Genomic DNA, 16,961 nt, shown 5'->3' on the forward strand with positions numbered 1-16,961 from the left:
GTTTTCCCCCTCACAAATCGTGGTCATCGGCTAATGATAGGAAAGCACGTGTGATATTCGTTTTCGTTATTCTTCCAACTACCTCTAAACCATCTTTTCGTATCTTTACAACAGGTAATGAATCAATTTGTCGACTCATTAATTTATTTGCGACATCTATAATCGTATCTTCTTTCAAACAGTACGTGACATTTGGCATTCTAGTCATAATCATATGTACTGGAATTTTATTTAAATCCTGATTTCCAATACTAGTTCGCAGAAAATCTTTCCTTGAAAGCACTCCAGATAACAGTGATGTTTTATCAACTACAAATAATGACCCTACATCTTCTAAAAACATATGGCATATAGCATCATAAACAGTCATGCTTTCCTCTACAACAACAGGTATAGACTGAAAGTTTTTTACACGCATTTGAGCAATATTATCTGCAATAGATTGACTTGTTTTCTTTCCGGAATAAAAATAACCAACTCGCGGACGAGCATCTAGAAATCCAGCCATTGTTAAAATTGCAAGATCGGGTCTTAACGTAGACCGCGTTAAATGTAGTCGTTCTGCAATTTGTTCTCCTGTAATGGGGCCGTTTCCTTTTACAATGTCCAAAATCTCATTTTGCCGTTTGTTGAGTTCGATCGGACTCACCGCCTCAAAGTGTTATACTTAATACTCAATTATTGTAGCACATAATAATACCACTATCAAAATAAGAAAAGTGCAAGCGTCCTTTACAAGCAAGATGTCATTACTATTTATAGATTGCTTTGGACGAAACATCGGCTACACTATTACGGAGAAGTTTCGTAGCGTGAAGTGACCACTAAAAAATTTTAGCGCTGCGGTAAATTTATTTGCGACGAGCTTGCAGAGGAAGGCTAGTTTTTTAAATATTTAACTTCGAGCGTTGTCGACCTATTATTGCGAAGTAAACATACTCGTGTTACAATAGCAACAAATAATAAAGCGTTGAAGAGGATTATAAGTACTGTAAAATGAGCGAGTGGTGATAGTGAAAGTCCACATTACAGGAAACGGCAACTCGGAGCTTATGCTTTTAAAGAGGATTGTGTTGAACAATCAATCGGGGTGGAACCGCGGGTATAATACTCGTCCCCGGGCTAATTTGGCCCGGAGACGAGTTTTTTTATTGCCCACTTTAAAAGGCATTCAAAAAATGGAGGTATTTCAATGACAAATTCAATGGAAAAAGTAGTAAGTTTAGCAAAGCATAGAGGGTTTGTTTTCCCTGGTTCAGAAATTTATGGTGGACTCGCAAATACTTGGGATTACGGTCCACTTGGCGTCGAATTAAAAAACAATGTTAAAAAAGCATGGTGGAAAAAGTTTGTGCAAGAGTCACCATATAATGTTGGCTTAGATGCAGCTATTTTAATGAACCCAAAAACTTGGGTAGCTTCTGGTCATATAGGAAACTTTAATGATCCTATGATTGACTGTAAAAAATGTAAATCTCGTCATCGTGTGGATAAAATTATTGAAGATGCTCTTGATAAAAAAGGAATTGAAATGGTTATTGATGGTCTTTCATTTGAAAAAATGGAAGACATCATGCTAGAACACGATGTAGTATGTCCAACATGTGGCGCTTTTGATTACACAGAAATTCGCCAGTTCAACTTAATGTTTAAAACATTTCAAGGCGTGACTGAGGCATCTACCAATGAAATCTTTTTGCGCCCTGAAACGGCACAAGGAATATTTGTAAACTACAAGAACGTACAACGTTCTATGCGTAAAAAAATGCCTTTTGGTATTGCGCAAGTAGGTAAAAGTTTCCGTAACGAGATTACACCAGGTAACTTCACATTCCGTACAAGAGAATTCGAACAAATGGAATTAGAATTCTTCTGTAAACCAGGGGAAGATATGGAATGGTTTGAATTCTGGCGTAATTATTGTAAAGAATGGTTATTGAATTTAGGTGTCGCTGAAAATAGCATTCGTTTACGTGATCACTCAGAAGACGAGCTTTCTCATTATTCTAATGCAACAACTGATATTGAATATAAATTCCCATTTGGTTGGGGAGAGCTATGGGGTATTGCAGATAGAACAGACTTTGACTTAAAGCAGCATATGGAGCATTCAGGAGAAGATTTCAACTATATTGATCCAATTACAAATGAAAGATATGTACCATATTGTATCGAGCCATCTTTAGGCGCTGACCGTGTAACCCTTGCATTCCTTTGTGAAGCTTTTGATGAAGAGCAATTAGAAGGTGACGATACTCGTACAGTATTGCGCTTCCACCCTGCTCTTGCACCGATAAAGGCAGCAATTTTACCATTATCGAAAAAGTTATCGGAAGGTGCTACTTCGTTGTTCTCAGAGCTAAGCAAACACTTTATGGTAGACTATGATGAATCTCAATCAATTGGTAAACGCTATCGTCGTCAAGATGAAATTGGTACTCCATTCTGTATCACATACGATTTCGATTCAGAAACGGACAATCAAGTAACGGTTCGTCACCGTGATTCTATGGAACAAACAAGAATGCCAATTGCTGAAGTTAAAGCATATATCGAAAGTCAATTACAATTTTAGTTTAATTAATCCTGATCAGACAAAAGTCTGATCAGGATTTTTGTTTGAATTTGGAGAAACTTTGACAAATGACACCTTGTAGCTTAGGGTATTTTCTCTAAGTGCATGGAATTTCTAGGGGCATATAACTTCTCGGTAGGGGCATATAGGACAGGTTTAGGGGCTCATAAGCATCTCTTTAGGGGCGGAGGGATTTTTGTAGGTCATATAGCTTCTCTGTAGTGGCTTATAGGACTAGGCTAGGGGCATTTTGGGGCGGGTGAAATCAAGCACGTGGCGGTCTGCTATAAGCGGAGTTCCTATTCTTCCGTTTCACTCCATGAAAAAAGATCCAAGTAGGAAGAGTTAATCTTCCGTCCCTGGATCTTTTTTTGGCGTATAAAATTCTGGCGTTTTCTCCATTTGGTCAAGGAACCCTTGTGACTTTAGTCGTAAACCTACTTGCTCGCTATAAATCGTACGTACAATTTTTTTAATAAAACCCTTTGTTTCTTTTTTTAATGCCAGCTTTCCTACTTGATCAATAGGTACTGTATAAAATGTTCGAATAAGTTTGACTTGTGCTGGCGTCAGTCTTATCAAGTATCGATCTATCGAGAAACATCGATGACATAAAAATCCAATTTGAGCAAAGGAAAATGCAAACTCGCCATCTGTTGCCCCACAATTCACACACTGGTGTAATACGGGATAAATTCCAGCAGTAGGTAGCAGTTTCCATTCAACAAATAGACTAATTGCCTCCGGGTCATAGTCTTCCGAAATGGCTTGAAGTGCCTGTTGTAAGATTGTAAATAGATGGGGTTTCGGAGATTCATCATCGATTAGCTTGTCTACTAATTCCATAATGAAGCTAGCATAAGCAGTAGTGAAAATATCTTCACGAATCGACCGCATAGAATCGATGATTTCTCCTTGTTGAAGAGTACCCATGCCTCTCCCTTGTTGTACTAAAAAATAGGCATATGTAAACGGCTGCGAAATGGAGGCTAAACGACTCGTGGGCTTTTTCGCTCCACGAGCCATTGCTGCTCTTTTTCCAAGTTCTCTAGAAAAAATGGTAACAATCTTATCCGTTTCCCCATATGAAGAAGCTCGCAAGACTATCCCCTCTACTTTTTGGAGCAATCGCCTTCCCTTCCTTCTTTATCATCTGTGCAAATCTCAGCGTTTTCGAATTTCTTAATACTCATCATCTCTAAATCCGTAATCTCTTAATTGAGCGGATTTATTGCGCCAATCTTTTTGCACTTTTACCCATAACTCCAAGAAAACTTTCGTTCCAAGTAGCATTTCAATATCTTGGCGGGCTCTGATTCCAACCTCTTTCAGCAAAGCTCCTTTTTTCCCAATTACAATTCCTTTTTGGGAATCTCTTTCTACTACAATTGTTGCCATCACTCGGATCATGTCTTTCTCGGTATCTTCTTCTTTTTTAATTTTATCAATAATTACCGCGATTGAATGCGGAATTTCTTCACGTGTCAAATGGAGTACTTTTTCTCGGATTAACTCCGAAATGATGAAACGTTCTGGATGGTCTGTCACTTGATCTGCTGGATAATATTGTGGACCTTCCGGTAAATACTTTTGAATCGTTTCGAGTAATCTATCTACATTGTTTCCTTGAAGCGCTGAGATAGGAATTATTTCAGCAAAGTCATATTTGTTTTTATAGGAATTGATAATATTAATTAATTCATCAGGGTGCACTTGATCAATTTTATTGATAACAAGAAAAACAGGTGTCTCATTGTTTTCTAGCATATCCATGATTAATTCATCAATTTTCCCTCTTGGTTCAGTTGCGTTGACCATGAAAATAATGACATCCACTTCACGCAATGTATTTTTAGCCACTTTCAACATGAAATCCCCAAGCTTATGTTTTGGTATATGAATACCAGGTGTGTCGATAAAAATCATCTGGCTTTTTTCTAACGTTAAAACACCTTGCACTTTATTACGAGTCGTTTGGGGTTTATCACTCATTATTGCAATTTTTTGTCCTATTACTCGATTTAGAAAGGTTGACTTCCCAACGTTTGGTCTTCCGATGATGGAGATAAATCCTGATTTAAAACCTTCATTATTTTGTTGCATAGTCTAAATCCTCCGTTGTAAAAGCACCTGGTAACAGTTCTGAAACTGTTGTTTCTAATACATTTCCATTTAAGTTGGTCAAATAAACCGGCATATTACCATCACAAAACTCCGCTAACACTTGTCTGCAAGCGCCACACGGAGAAACTGGTCCTTCCGTATCTGCAACTACAGCAATTGCAGCAAAACTATTCTTTCCTTCTGAAACAGCTTTGAATACTGCTGTTCGTTCTGCACAATTTGTTAATCCAAAAGATGCATTTTCAATATTACAACCATGGATAACTTCTCCATCTTTTGTTAAAAGCGCTGCTCCTACAGGAAATTTAGAATAAGGTACATACGCTTTCTCTCTAGCTGTTTTGGAAGCTTCCATCAATTTTTCTTTATTCAATCTTTTCACCTCTAAAATATGATTCCCCACCATTTGGGGATAAAAATAATAAAACCGACAATAGCACTACATATTGCATAGACGAGGCATGCACCTGCTGCTAAATCCTTTGCTTGTAAAGCAAGCTGGTGAAAGTCGGGTGACGCTAGATCTACTACTCGCTCAATAGACGCATTTACTAATTCTATCATGAACATACCACTAATTAATATAATTATGATTATCCATTCAAAACTTGATAATCCAGTTATTATACTTGCAAGCAATACAATGATTGCGGCTAATAGATGAAAACGAAAATTTTGTTCACTTTTTATGACGTGCAATATTCCATGAGTTGCATATTTAAACGATTTCAGAAACTTAGGAATGTCCATGGCCTTCACGTTTCAAACCAAAAGCTTGTAGTATTGTTTCTTGTAGACCAAACATTACTTTTTCTTCTTCTTTCGTCCCATGATCGTAACCAAGGAGATGTAAAAAACCATGAACAGCTAAAAAGCAAAGCTCTCTTTCAAATGTATGAGCATATGATTCTGCTTGTTCGTTTGCACGGTCTACAGAAATTACAATGTCTCCCAAAAGCGTTGGGATATCCGCATCTTTTATCACTATCTCACCATCACCCATTTCTTCCATAGCAAATGAAATCACATCGGTTGGAACATCTTTTTTTCGATAAGTACGATTGATTTCTTGAATAGCATCGTTTGTAACAAACGTTACACTAACTTCACTTCCATCTTTTACTTTTTGTTGCTCTGCGGCAAATTGCAATACTTTTCCTACAAGTTCAATCGTTTGTTCAGCTAATGTATTTGTCTCATCCATTACATCAAGTTCTAGCATTCTATTACCACCTTTTTTTTATTTTGGATACTCTATTCTTGAATGAAAAATACCATTCATTGTAGTATAAAAGCTCTCCTTTATTTGCTTTATTTCACGCAAAGATAAGTCACATTCATCAAACTGTCCATCTTGAAGCTTATCTTTAATGATTGATTCGATTAGTGCATGAACTTTTTCTGCGCTTGGTTCTTTCATTGAACGAACTGCAGCCTCTACACTATCCGCAACTGAAATTATGGCATTTTCCTTTGTTTGAGGCTTAGGCCCATTATACCTAAATTCTTGTTCTTTTACTTTATCATTTTGTTCATTCGCTTTGTAATAAAAGAACTTCAACAAACTTGTCCCATGATGTTGTTCTGCAACATCCACAATTTCTTTCGGCATTTTATGCTTACGTAGAATATTAGCTCCATCTACTGCATGAGCAATAATAATATCACGACTTGCTTCAGGAGGTAAATTATCATGTGGATTATACCCATTCATTTGATTTTCAATAAAAAAGCCGGGCCTTTTCGTTTTACCAATGTCATGATAATAGCAACTAACTCTCGCTAACAAGCCATTAGCTCCTATTGCCTCGCAAGCGGCTTCCGCTAAGTTTGCAACCATTACACTATGATGATATGTTCCCGGTGTTTCTGTTAATATTTTTTTTAGTAACGGATGGTTAGGATTTGATAATTCAATTAGTTTCATAGTAGATAGGATCCCAAATGCCGATTCAAAAAAAGGCAATATTCCGATTGTTAATGCACCTGATAGAATACCTGATAATATTGCTGCTCCTATATAAAATAGTAAATCGGTTAAACCATATGTCGTTTTTGTCATTAGTAAATAAAAAACGATAAATATTATGTTAACGGATGCAACAATTAAACTGGAACGAAGGATTTGAGAATTATGCCGCATTCTTTGTAATGCAAAAATCCCTGAAATCCCTCCAAATAAAATATATAACGAGATTTCCATTTGAAATACATTCGTATAACCTTCTTGAAATATAAATCCAGCATAAGCTGCAATAATAATGGTCGTGATAAAGGCCATTCGTTCATTAACCAAAAGGTATACGAGCATCGACACAATGGCTGTTGGAAAAATAAAAGCTATCACAACATCGAAATTGTAGGATATAAACTGTAAAACTTTCATCATTAGAACAGATACAAATAAACTAAACAGAACTACTAGTAAGGATTTCGAACTTTCGACCGTTTTATCCTTTCCATTTATCGTTTGAATATACAATACCCACATTGTTAACAATACGAATAACGCCACTCCAACGATAGGTTTATAAGAAAATTTATTTGTAAGCATTCCTAAAAGCTTCAGTTGTCTATAAACTTCCCGATCAATAATTCCACCTTTTTGAACGAGAATTTGTCCTTGTAAAATTCTTGTTGGATCAACACTTGCTTTTGCTTGCTCTAATCGTAATTCTGTTAGTTCTTTATTTTCAATGTCTGTTTCGACAATGCTAAAACGAGCGATGGATACAAGCGCATTTATATACGAATGCGAATAATTAAAGGATTTCCTAACTTTCTCCTCTAATTCTTTTTTCTGTTCCGGAACTTTTTCTAATCGAATTCTTTCACTCAAAGTCTCTTTTACAAAGGAAACTAGTGTCTCGCTAGATTGAGTTAGCGTAGTAGGACTTTGGCTAAGGAGCGCCGTTAAAGCATCTTCACTTAAATATACATTACTTGCATTATCAGCAATTTTCTCCATTTCTTTTTTTAACTTATTGAGTTGACTAGTTCTACTTTCCATTTCCTCTGCTGGGATCGCTTCTTTTTTGATTTCTATAACACTATCAAATATAGATCGAATAATCGCAACTTGATTATCCGCGGTTTCTTCTTGGAATTGATAATAAGGTTGAATTTCTGCTGCTACTTTTTCACGTTCTTGTTCTGTTTTCACACTATCTTCCATTGTTTTGACGGATCTAATGGTTTCAGGAGATAACTGAAATTCTTTAATATCATATGTATTTTCCTTTACATTCCCTATTAACAATAAAAACATAATAATTGCAGTAATAGAAATGATAATTAAAGGGAGATGCTTATAATTGCTCCACTGCTTCATTTTCAATAAGATAGAATTCACTTTACTCTCATCTCCCTTATTACTTATAAATTTATTATACCTTACTTTTAGATTGATATAAAAATAATTCCAAATTTACATATAAGAAAAGCGCAAGCATCCTTTAGGTGCACCTGTTCATAACCAATTCCCGAGTGCTTTGGACTAAACCTCAGCTACACTATTACCATAGTAATTTGGCTCGTGAAGTGACTGTGTCACTTCACGAGCTTTTTTTCGGTAATCTTGTGGCAGATGTTTTTCCATAGCCCCTTGAAATCTGAAGAGACATGGTGCATTAGGTATGGTTCATGAGAGAATAGATCCTTCTCTACTCTTTTAAAAGTGGACGAAGATACAATTTCGTCCACTCGGCGCTACTATATTAATAAATGCTATCTATTTTTTTTCAGTTTCTATCAATTCTAATCAACTACCCACTTACTCATGAATACTGTGTTACGTAAAAGTAAAAAACAAATAAGATCAAGCCCTTTAAGATTTGAAAAACAACATATAAACACTCATGACTGTTGATTATCACATTTTTTCCAACTAATACATTTTAGTTAATGTACGATTAGTTTTCCGTCTTACTATAGATAAAATGTGCAACATATAATCTAAATCGAGCCCGCTGGAATTTCGCGCTACGGTCTTCGAATAACGCTATTCACGCAGGAGTCTCATACCTTCGCGCGAAATTCAACTTTATGTAGTATTTTCAAGAAATAAAATCCAATAAGTGGATAAGCGAGATAAATCACGCGGTGAACACGACAAACGTCTCAACAGAAATTTTTAACTTGGCATATGATAACAGTTATTAAATGCGCACTATAGATATAGTGCGTCTTAGTAAACTTCAGCAGGGATTTTCACTACAGGGAGGGCGCTTTCCGCGGGCACGGCTTCAGCCGCTTCCTTCGCCGCGCTCAGTCCAGGGTCTTCAGCTCGCGCTATTCCCGCAGGAGTCGCCTCCCCATAGCCGTGTACTTAAGAAGAATAGTAAGTTTCAAATTATATGCTTTTACTATTTTTCGAGAAATTTAATGTTGCAAATGAGTGTTTTGAGGTTAGAATAAGATATGTTCTAAAAAAAGAACATAACAAATAAACCCAAAATAAAGCAGTTTCCAACTACCTTTAATTTGGATTTTTTGTGAATTTAATCAAACAAATAGAGTGTGCGGTTCTGGCTTTGTCGATTTTAAGTTGAATTTTTCTGTGGTAGGAATAAGACTCTTAAAGAACAAACTCCAGCTTCGTGCACTTTTTTTGCTTTCTAAAACGAGTCGGTTTATCATTCTAGAAATCATACGGATCGTTAAATCTTCACTAATAAATTTATTTAATGTTTTCCAAACTACCTTTCGAATAAAACCTGTGGTTATCATGCTTAACAGCATGACAATACATTGGCAATATACGTGGCATAACCAACGTTCCATTTTCATGTCTTTTATTTGATGGATTTTCAAATGAGATTTCCATGTTTTAAAACGAAGTTCAATCTGCCATCGAACACGATATAACTGAGTTATTTTTTCAACGGAAATAGTAGGTGGTAAATTAGTTATGTAAATAGTTAGTCCAGAAAGTGCAGCTACATTTTCTTTTGGAATAGAGCGGCATTTTTTTTGATAACTTCTAATTCTTTTGTTTATATTTTTTGCTTCTTGCACTTCATCATGGCGATAAATAACACAACGTGTGGGCATTTTTTTATGTCTTCCCACATAAATTTGATTCCACTCTCGATATTGTCCCCTAGGTAATGTTTTTAATTCTTCTTCCATGTATAAACGCTGATAGCGTTGGTTTTCAATAAAGGAACCATCTGGATGACGAGGTGGATCATCAACCTCTACAAAGAACTGCGAATCCATTCTAGCTCTTGAAAGATAAAAGGCTTCAGATAGATGAATTTGTTCAAATAAATCCAAATGATAGTAACCTAAATCCTGCAAGAATAAATCCCCTTTTTCTAAACTAGCTAGTCGTTCGAATCCTGCGGGACTGTCTGCGGATTTCCCTTCATCTAAACTAAACCAAAGTAATTTCTCACTTAAGTAATCAAATTCAAATTGAATTTTAGCACCAGCATCTCTCGTTCCTTTATACTCATTTTCATATGATTTAGGGAGTTTAAAGCTTGTACTATCAATAATTCGAATCCGTTTGTATGGGGAATCTTTCTTTAATTTCATTTCAGCCAATGGCGCCTGAAGTTGATATTGAAATAGACGGTCAAATAGGGCCTTAAAAAAGTCGACAGCTTCAGTAGTGAATCGTTTATTTAAACCTGATTTAGTAATATTTATATGATGGTTTTCTAAATCGTGGCATAAATTATTTAATGAGGGCTGAACAAGATTAGCATTTTGTCGAAAGACAAGTGATAAAAAGTCGGAAGCTGAAAATTGCCGCTCCCGTTTAATAAATCCTGTTTCCTTCGCTAGTTGTTCAATATTTTTAGGTAGAAAAAGTTGAAAACATTCTTTTAAATATAAATTATGTTGATTGTACATAAAAGCCTCCTCTAAGTTGTCGTTTTAATACTAACTTAAAAGAGGCACTTATTATGAAAAATAATTGAATTAGCTTAAGTACACGGCTATGGTCGCCTCCCTTTCGCTACAATCCAATAGAGCTTGCTAGTTATTCAAAGTCGGTAATTACGAATAAAAAGGGGAAGAATAAATGCTTTTCCAACTAAATATTAAAAGATGCCACAAACATAGTGGTTATTTGTTAGTACGCGTTATTGATCGTGTGTCCCATTAATACGTGTCATCCCATTCCAAGTAAACCCATTATACTGAGGGGATGGTCGCGTTCAGTAGCTAGTTTGTCAAGTTCATCCATTTATTTATTGGATTTTTTTAGACAATACTTCATAACATTTAATGGCGAGTATTGACTGACTAGTTAGCAAATATGGTGGATTGTAGCAGAAGGGCGGCGACTCCAGCCGGATCAAGTGAGCTAAATGAGACTTCACAACGTACGCGTAGCAGCGGTGAAGGCTCATCGCTCACCCGGCGGAAAGCGTCCGCCCTGCAGCGGAAATCCCAGCGGCAACTTTCTTACGACGTAATATATAAAAGAAACGAACCGAAACATAAATCTGTAAACCATCTTCTTTTTTCATTAAATAGAAGAAGATGGATAATTAACAGACTAGATATACACTAAATAGAGTCCCTTTACCTGATTCTTTCCTACACATACAAGGAGGATTCGCAATATATCAAATTTGTATATTCCATCTTAATCTTTAAGAGAAACGGTGGTCACTGTTTCTCTTAATATTCAATCGTTTTCTAGAAACAAGAACAGCAACCAATTAAGGCTGCTGTTCTTCGTAAGCTTGTATAATTTTTGCGACAAGTGGATGGCGAACGACATCTCCTTGTTCTAAATATTGAAAATGGATTCCGGATACATTCTTTAATATTTTTTCTGCAATGATTAGTCCAGATTCAGCACCTTTTGGTAAATCAATTTGGGTTTTATCTCCTGTGATTACCATTTTAGAACCGAATCCCATACGGGTAAGGAACATTTTCATTTGTGCTTTGGTTGTGTTTTGTGCTTCATCTAATATTACGAAAGCATCATCTAATGTTCTTCCTCTCATATACGCGAGAGGGGCAATTTCAATCGTCCCACGTTCCATTAGTCGTTCCGTTTGCTCCATTCCTAATATATCATGTAATGCATCGTATAACGGCCTTAAATACGGGTCTACCTTCTCTTTCAGATCTCCTGGTAGAAAACCTAGACTTTCACCTGCTTCAACAGCAGGACGTGTTAGAATGATTTTTTTAACATGCGCATTTTTCAATGCCTGGGTCGCCATTACTACAGCTAAATACGTTTTACCCGTTCCAGCCGGTCCAATTCCAAATGCTAAATCAAATCTACGTATTCCTTGTATATATTCCCGTTGTCCAATTGTTTTAGCTCGAATCGCTTTGCCCTTTATATTTCTTGCAATTTCTTCATCGTATAACCCAGAAAAATACTCAATCGTACCGTTAATACTCATCTCAATAGCGGAGGAAACATCCCGCTGATTTATATTAATCCCTTTGTGAATGACTGCGAGAAGTTGTTCCATCAACTTTTTTGCTTCTCCCACATTTTTTTCGTCTCCAGCAATTCTTATTGTTTCTCCTCTAGTGATCAGTTGTACTTTCAGTTCCTCTTCAATAAGCTTTAGATTTTTATCTGATATGCCAAGAAGCATTACTGCTTCGGCAGTGTCTTTCAAATTAAGGTCTAATTGTGTATGTTCGCTCATGCTTCGTCTCCTTGGGGTATAACTTGGGGAATCGCAATATTTTCATTTATCAAAAATAATACTTTTCCTTTTACTTTATCATTTTGAATGGTCACCTGTAAAATTTTATCCTCGAGTATTTGCGTACCTGCAGGTAGTTCATTTATAATTTTTTGATAAAGTAACGGCCGTATTAGTTTTTTCATCGATTGCTTATCCAATAAATATGATTCCTCCTCTAAATTTCTTATATATCCTGCTTCCAGATAATTTTGGAGAAGAGTAGGAAGAGATATCTCCTTCCAGTATTCAATTTTTTTATCCCCTTTTCTTTGAACGACAAGCTTTCTATCATTTGGTTTCATCAAACTAACCTTTTGTGGAATTTCAAACTCAAGCTCAATCCAATAGTTAGCAAATACTTTCCCTTCGGCACTTGTAATAATTCTTTTATCTCCTTGTGTGACAAAACCATTTACTAAAATATCTCCTTTGTTAACCGAGACATTTTTTTCAACAGCCCTTACTCCTTTTACTAATTCAAAATCAGTAACAACTCCACTTCTTTTCGCAATTAGATGCGTTGGGGGTGCATTTTTTATCTCACGCTCCGACTGAATAGGAGCAAGCATGGGGGTTACAGTAAATTTGGATCCCGATTTCGTAAAATGTACCCATGAGTATTCTTTATGTTTTAGCAGTATTTTCTGCCTTATTTCTTGTTCGGAAGGTAAACTAGACGAACGTATTTTTTCTTTAATGTTCAATACCTTCAGTTCTTCCGAGAGAAGAACATTGCTTTCTGGCGAATCTGACTCAATTTGAACACTCCATATAAATTGCGCAAGAATCACAGGTATAATGATAAACAATACAAAACCAATAATTGAAAACGACCGAGAAGAAATTGTGCCTTCCTTCATCCTGTCTTCCAATTGAACGGAGAGCCGCAATGACCTCCTGATCTTTCGGAAAAGCTTTAAATCTTTTCTTTTTATAGAAAAAAAGAGGTATTGATCTGAACTGTGCACTTGATAAATACCAATATTCGCTGAAAGTAAACGCTGAAATAAAAGGTGTTGATCCGTTTTTACTGGTACTTTTACTTGTATAAGCTGTTGCATTACTGTTTTTCCTTCCTCGTAATTTTGAAATACATGAGTTCATCGACAACTATACGGAGTTGTTCCATAGATAGTGATTTGATCTCTAAAGCATTTGCTTGAATTTCTAAAAGGAAATCATCGTAAGCACAAACTAAATTGTTTTCTTTCAATCGAAGAATCGTTATTTCATAATCTAAAATAATTTCGCTAAAGTTTTCAATCATAATACTCGCATGGAGTGGAAATAGTTTATTCAAAAAAACACCCCTTTACATGACTTTATGCATGTAAAGGGATGTTCATGAGTTATCTTTTCGATTTTGGTGGTGCAAGAATCTCCGAAAATACAATCGCTCTTACTAGTTCATCTTGGGAACTAGGCAAGATGTGGGTAATAATCGGTTTAGATACTTGCTTCTCCACTTTATTTACTTGATGGATTGATAGTCGACCAGAAGATCTTGGAGTCCCTTGATCCCTGCTTACCACTCGCTCCAATTTTTCAACCACAACTGGCGCTGTTTTAACAATCGGTGTTCCTCGATCCAATTGCTGTTTATGCTCTTCAATAAAATTTTTCGCAAAATCTCCTAGATCTTTAAATGGATTTTCTACAAAAGGCTTTACTTGCTGCGCTCTTTTTACCGGACTTTGGTCAGGTGTTTTTTTCTTCTTCAATAAAGTACTGACGATTAACGAAATAACTATTAATATTATACCTTCCAAGGAGAAAACCTCCTTTCCCCTATATTATTAGTCTTTAAGTTCCTCAGTAGAAGGTTTGTCTCCTCCGACTTTGCTAATTGAATCTCTCATGCTAGTGTCAGCTTGAATATTTTTGTAATTCATATAATCCATTACACCAATATTTCCTTCACGAAGTGCTTCTGCCATAGCTAAAGGAACTTCCGCTTCTGCTTCTACTACTTTTGAGCGCATTTCAACTACTTTTGCTTTCATCTCTTGTTCAGAAGCAACGGCCATTGCACGGCGTTCTTCTGCTTTTGCTTGAGCAATTTTCTTATCTGCTTCTGCTTGTTCAGTTTGCAGTTCTGCACCAATATTTTTACCTATATCAACATCCGCAATATCAATCGATAGAATTTCAAATGCAGTTCCAGAATCTAATCCTTTAGCTAATACAGTTTGAGATATTAAATCCGGATTTTCAAGTACTCGCTCATGACTTGTACTAGAACCGATCGTACTAATAATTCCTTCCCCAACTCGGGCAACAATTGTTTCTTCACCCGCACCACCGACTAAACGATCGATATTGGCACGAACTGTAATACGAGCTTTTGCTTTTACTTCAATCCCGTTCATTGCAACGCCGGCGATAAATGGTGTCTCAATAACTTTAGGATTTACAGACATTTGCACCGCTTCTAATACGTCACGTCCGGCAAGATCAATTGCTGCCGCACGTTCAAACGTTAGTGCAATATTTGCACGGTGTGCTGCGATTAATGCATTAACAACGCGGTCTACATTACCACCAGCTAAATAATGACTTTCTAATTGATTAATAGAAACGGTTAATCCAGCTTTATGCGCTTTAATAAGTGGATTTACAATGCGAGATGGAACTACTCGACGTAATCTCATTCCTACTAAAGTAAAGATACTAATTTTAACCCCTGCTGCAAGTGCAGAAATCCATAATGCAATTGGAAAAAATGTAAAAAATACAGATAATACGATAAACGCTAAAACAATTATTACAATTAATGTAATCATAGTACCATCAATCATTCTATTTCCTCCCCTTTTGAAACTTCTCGCACAACTATACGAGAACCCTCTACTTTTATAATGATAACATGTTTATCTCTTTCTACAAAACTACCATCCGAAACCGCGTCTATGCGCTCGTCATGTATACGTATGGATCCGGCAGGTCTGAGAGGGGTCATCGTCACGGCGATTTTTCCAATTAACTCAAGTCTATTCTCATTCGACACATATCCTTGCTCTGTCGTTGTGGCATCTGACAAGATTATCTTGTTTAATGCTTTCAACTGTTTTCCAAAGAACTTCATTATAATCACCATTCCCACTATAGCTACTGTTAAAGCAATTAATACAGAGATACACATTAGAAAAATATTACCACCAGCTAATATGATACTAAAAATAATAGCTGCTGCACCTAATATACCACTTATTCCTCCTGGTAAGTAAAATTCCGCAATTATTAATATAATTCCGATAACAAAAATAATAATAGCTTCATAACCAGCAAGACCTGCTACCAAATGTCCAAAAAAGAATAGCACCAAAGATATAAGTCCCATCGTTCCTGCAACACCAAAGCCTGGAGAATATAATTCAACAATTAAACCAAGACTAGCAATAGATAGTAAGATTGGTACAACAATCGGGTTAGTTATAAATCTTGCAAGTAGTTCCGTAAAAGTTTCTTCGGTTTCAACGATTTTTGCATTAGCAAGGTTTGTTATTTCTAACAGTTCTTTTAGAGATCTTACAGTTCCGTTTGAGTAGCCAACCTCTAAAGCTTCAGAAGATGTAAGAGTTAACAACTCACCACTTGGTGCCCTGTACTTTGGAAGATGAACGGTCTCATCTGCCATTGCTTGTGCATAAATCGGATTTTTACCCGTTAACTCCGCAGCATTAATCATTTTCGCTTTCCACGCACTATTTGCTTTCTTATCAGCAGTATTTCCACTACTGTCGATTACAGCTGCCGCACCTATTGTCCCACCTGGTGACATATAAATCTCATCCGTATGAAGCGCTAAATAAGCACCTGCTGACAACGCTTCCGAGTTAATATACGCAATTTTTCGAATCGAGGTAGAGTCGAGTAAATTGACTATTTTTTCAGCGGAATCTACAAATCCCCCAGGTGTATTGATTTCTAAAATAATTGCATCAGCGCCTGCTTCTTCAGCTTCATGAATGGATCTTTTTAAAAAAGCATATAATCCTTTTTCTACCTCTTTATAAATTGGTATTTTGTACACTATTGGAGTATCAGCAGAAGCTAATGTAGGTACCATCATGAAAAAAGTTAAAAATAATAGAAAAAAAGAAATAATGTACCGAGACAATTTCATCCTTTAACCTCCCTTCTTCAATATGTATATACTTGTTTACGGACTAGAACAAAAAAGGTTTCAAAAAAAATAAACCGAGAAAATAAATTTTCTCGGTTTACACAATTGTAAATGTTAATCATAAAGTACGTGTTTGGAACGTAGGGATGGTTGGGATAAAAATACCACTTACGTTAACGTGCAGCTTTTGATTTCTTTTTACGTTTCACGCTTGGGTTTTAGAAACCACAGCTTCGAAGCTTTGTAATAATAAATTAATTAGAATTTACGTTTACGGGCAGCTTCAGATTTCTTTTTACGTTTTACGCTTGGTTTTTCATAAAACTCGCGCTTTCTTACCTCTTGAATTGTACCACTTTTAGATACAGTACGTTTGAAGCGGCGAAGAGCATCTTCAAGCGATTCGTTTTTGCGAACGACAGTTTTTGACATCTCTCTTTCCCTCCCTCCGAAC

The 16,961-nt window shown here is 36.2% G+C and carries 16 protein-coding genes; 1 reads left to right on the plus strand and 15 read right to left on the minus strand.

Annotated elements, in window-relative coordinates:
* Positions 1-10: 10 nt before the first annotated feature.
* Positions 11-649: a transcriptional regulator CcpN gene (locus tag PB01_RS11785; protein ID WP_151700381.1), complete on the minus strand. Its 639-nt coding sequence runs from the start codon at positions 647-649 to the stop codon at positions 11-13.
* Between the two features lie 543 nt (positions 650-1,192).
* Between PB01_RS11785 and PB01_RS11790 the strand changes: the two genes are divergently transcribed.
* Positions 1,193-2,575 (plus strand): glycine--tRNA ligase, encoded by a 1,383-nt coding sequence (locus PB01_RS11790; protein WP_151700382.1) that lies wholly within the window; start codon positions 1,193-1,195, stop codon positions 2,573-2,575.
* Positions 2,576-2,920: 345 nt separating this feature from the next.
* On the opposite strand, the gene recO is transcribed toward PB01_RS11790, so the two are convergent.
* From recO to rpsU, 14 genes are all read right to left on the minus strand, one after another.
* A complete protein-coding gene (gene recO, locus PB01_RS11795) occupies positions 2,921-3,703 on the minus strand; it encodes a DNA repair protein RecO (RefSeq protein WP_151700383.1) in 783 nt (260 codons plus the stop codon).
* 54 nt (positions 3,704-3,757) lie between these two features.
* Positions 3,758-4,678 carry a GTPase Era gene (gene era, locus PB01_RS11800; RefSeq protein WP_151700384.1) on the minus strand — a complete coding sequence of 307 codons (921 nt, stop codon included), beginning with the start codon at positions 4,676-4,678 and terminating at the stop codon, positions 3,758-3,760.
* Positions 4,665-5,072, minus strand: coding sequence for a cytidine deaminase (locus PB01_RS11805; RefSeq protein ID WP_151700385.1), 408 nt, complete (start codon positions 5,070-5,072; stop codon positions 4,665-4,667). Before PB01_RS11805 ends, era begins: the two co-directional genes overlap by 14 nt.
* An 11-nt stretch (positions 5,073-5,083) precedes the next feature.
* Complete coding sequence (locus tag PB01_RS11810) at positions 5,084-5,449, minus strand: diacylglycerol kinase family protein (RefSeq protein ID WP_151700386.1); 366 nt, start codon at positions 5,447-5,449, stop codon at positions 5,084-5,086.
* The gene (gene ybeY / locus PB01_RS11815; protein WP_151700387.1) at positions 5,436-5,921 is read right to left on the minus strand and encodes an rRNA maturation RNase YbeY; all 486 of its coding nucleotides are present in this window, start codon (positions 5,919-5,921) and stop codon (positions 5,436-5,438) included. The genes PB01_RS11810 and ybeY overlap by 14 nt, the downstream gene beginning before the upstream one ends.
* 18 nt (positions 5,922-5,939) lie before the next feature.
* Positions 5,940-8,051 carry an HD family phosphohydrolase gene (locus PB01_RS11820; RefSeq protein WP_318837452.1) on the minus strand — a complete coding sequence of 704 codons (2,112 nt, stop codon included), beginning with the start codon at positions 8,049-8,051 and terminating at the stop codon, positions 5,940-5,942.
* A 1,151-nt stretch (positions 8,052-9,202) separates the two neighbouring features.
* Positions 9,203-10,561: an IS4 family transposase gene (locus tag PB01_RS11825; protein WP_151700388.1), complete on the minus strand. Its 1,359-nt coding sequence runs from the start codon at positions 10,559-10,561 to the stop codon at positions 9,203-9,205.
* A gap of 818 nt (positions 10,562-11,379) precedes the next feature.
* Positions 11,380-12,339, minus strand: coding sequence for a PhoH family protein (locus PB01_RS11830; protein WP_151700389.1), 960 nt, complete (start codon positions 12,337-12,339; stop codon positions 11,380-11,382).
* Positions 12,336-13,442 carry a sporulation protein YqfD gene (locus PB01_RS11835; RefSeq protein WP_151700390.1) on the minus strand — a complete coding sequence of 369 codons (1,107 nt, stop codon included), beginning with the start codon at positions 13,440-13,442 and terminating at the stop codon, positions 12,336-12,338. Before PB01_RS11835 ends, PB01_RS11830 begins: the two co-directional genes overlap by 4 nt.
* Positions 13,442-13,681: a hypothetical protein gene (locus PB01_RS11840; RefSeq protein ID WP_151700391.1), complete on the minus strand. Its 240-nt coding sequence runs from the start codon at positions 13,679-13,681 to the stop codon at positions 13,442-13,444. The genes PB01_RS11835 and PB01_RS11840 overlap by 1 nt, the downstream gene beginning before the upstream one ends.
* 49 nt (positions 13,682-13,730) lie before the next feature.
* Positions 13,731-14,150: a hypothetical protein gene (locus PB01_RS11845; RefSeq protein WP_151700392.1), complete on the minus strand. Its 420-nt coding sequence runs from the start codon at positions 14,148-14,150 to the stop codon at positions 13,731-13,733.
* Between the two features lie 27 nt (positions 14,151-14,177).
* Positions 14,178-15,164 (minus strand): flotillin-like protein FloA, encoded by a 987-nt coding sequence (gene floA, locus PB01_RS11850; RefSeq protein ID WP_151702045.1) that lies wholly within the window; start codon positions 15,162-15,164, stop codon positions 14,178-14,180.
* Positions 15,165-15,175: 11 nt separating this feature from the next.
* Positions 15,176-16,507, minus strand: a complete 1,332-nt coding sequence (locus PB01_RS11855; RefSeq protein WP_151700393.1) for an NfeD family protein — start codon at positions 16,505-16,507, stop codon at positions 15,176-15,178.
* A gap of 258 nt (positions 16,508-16,765) precedes the next feature.
* Complete coding sequence (rpsU, locus tag PB01_RS11860) at positions 16,766-16,939, minus strand: 30S ribosomal protein S21 (RefSeq protein WP_016426884.1); 174 nt, start codon at positions 16,937-16,939, stop codon at positions 16,766-16,768.
* Positions 16,940-16,961 lie beyond the last annotated feature (22 nt).

It is taken from the genome of Psychrobacillus glaciei, assembly GCF_008973485.1.
GTDB lineage: Bacteria > Bacillota > Bacilli > Bacillales_A > Planococcaceae > Psychrobacillus > Psychrobacillus glaciei.

Excerpts from the sequence above, each read along its gene's own strand:
- PB01_RS11790 (WP_151700382.1), top strand. The coding sequence starts at position 1,193 with ATGACAAATTCAATGGAAAAAGTAGTAAGTTTAGCAAAGCATAGAGGG.
- PB01_RS11810 (WP_151700386.1), bottom strand. The coding sequence starts at position 5,449 with ATGGACATTCCTAAGTTTCTGAAATCGTTTAAATATGCAACTCATGGA.
- PB01_RS11830 (WP_151700389.1), bottom strand. The coding sequence starts at position 12,339 with ATGAGCGAACATACACAATTAGACCTTAATTTGAAAGACACTGCCGAA.
- ybeY (WP_151700387.1), bottom strand. The coding sequence starts at position 5,921 with ATGCTAGAACTTGATGTAATGGATGAGACAAATACATTAGCTGAACAA.
- rpsU (WP_016426884.1), bottom strand. The coding sequence starts at position 16,939 with ATGTCAAAAACTGTCGTTCGCAAAAACGAATCGCTTGAAGATGCTCTT.
- PB01_RS11855 (WP_151700393.1), bottom strand. The coding sequence starts at position 16,507 with ATGAAATTGTCTCGGTACATTATTTCTTTTTTTCTATTATTTTTAACT.
- PB01_RS11835 (WP_151700390.1), bottom strand. The coding sequence starts at position 13,442 with ATGCAACAGCTTATACAAGTAAAAGTACCAGTAAAAACGGATCAACAC.
- era (WP_151700384.1), bottom strand. The coding sequence starts at position 4,678 with ATGCAACAAAATAATGAAGGTTTTAAATCAGGATTTATCTCCATCATC.
- floA (WP_151702045.1), bottom strand. The coding sequence starts at position 15,164 with ATGATTACATTAATTGTAATAATTGTTTTAGCGTTTATCGTATTATCT.
- PB01_RS11825 (WP_151700388.1), bottom strand. The coding sequence starts at position 10,561 with ATGTACAATCAACATAATTTATATTTAAAAGAATGTTTTCAACTTTTT.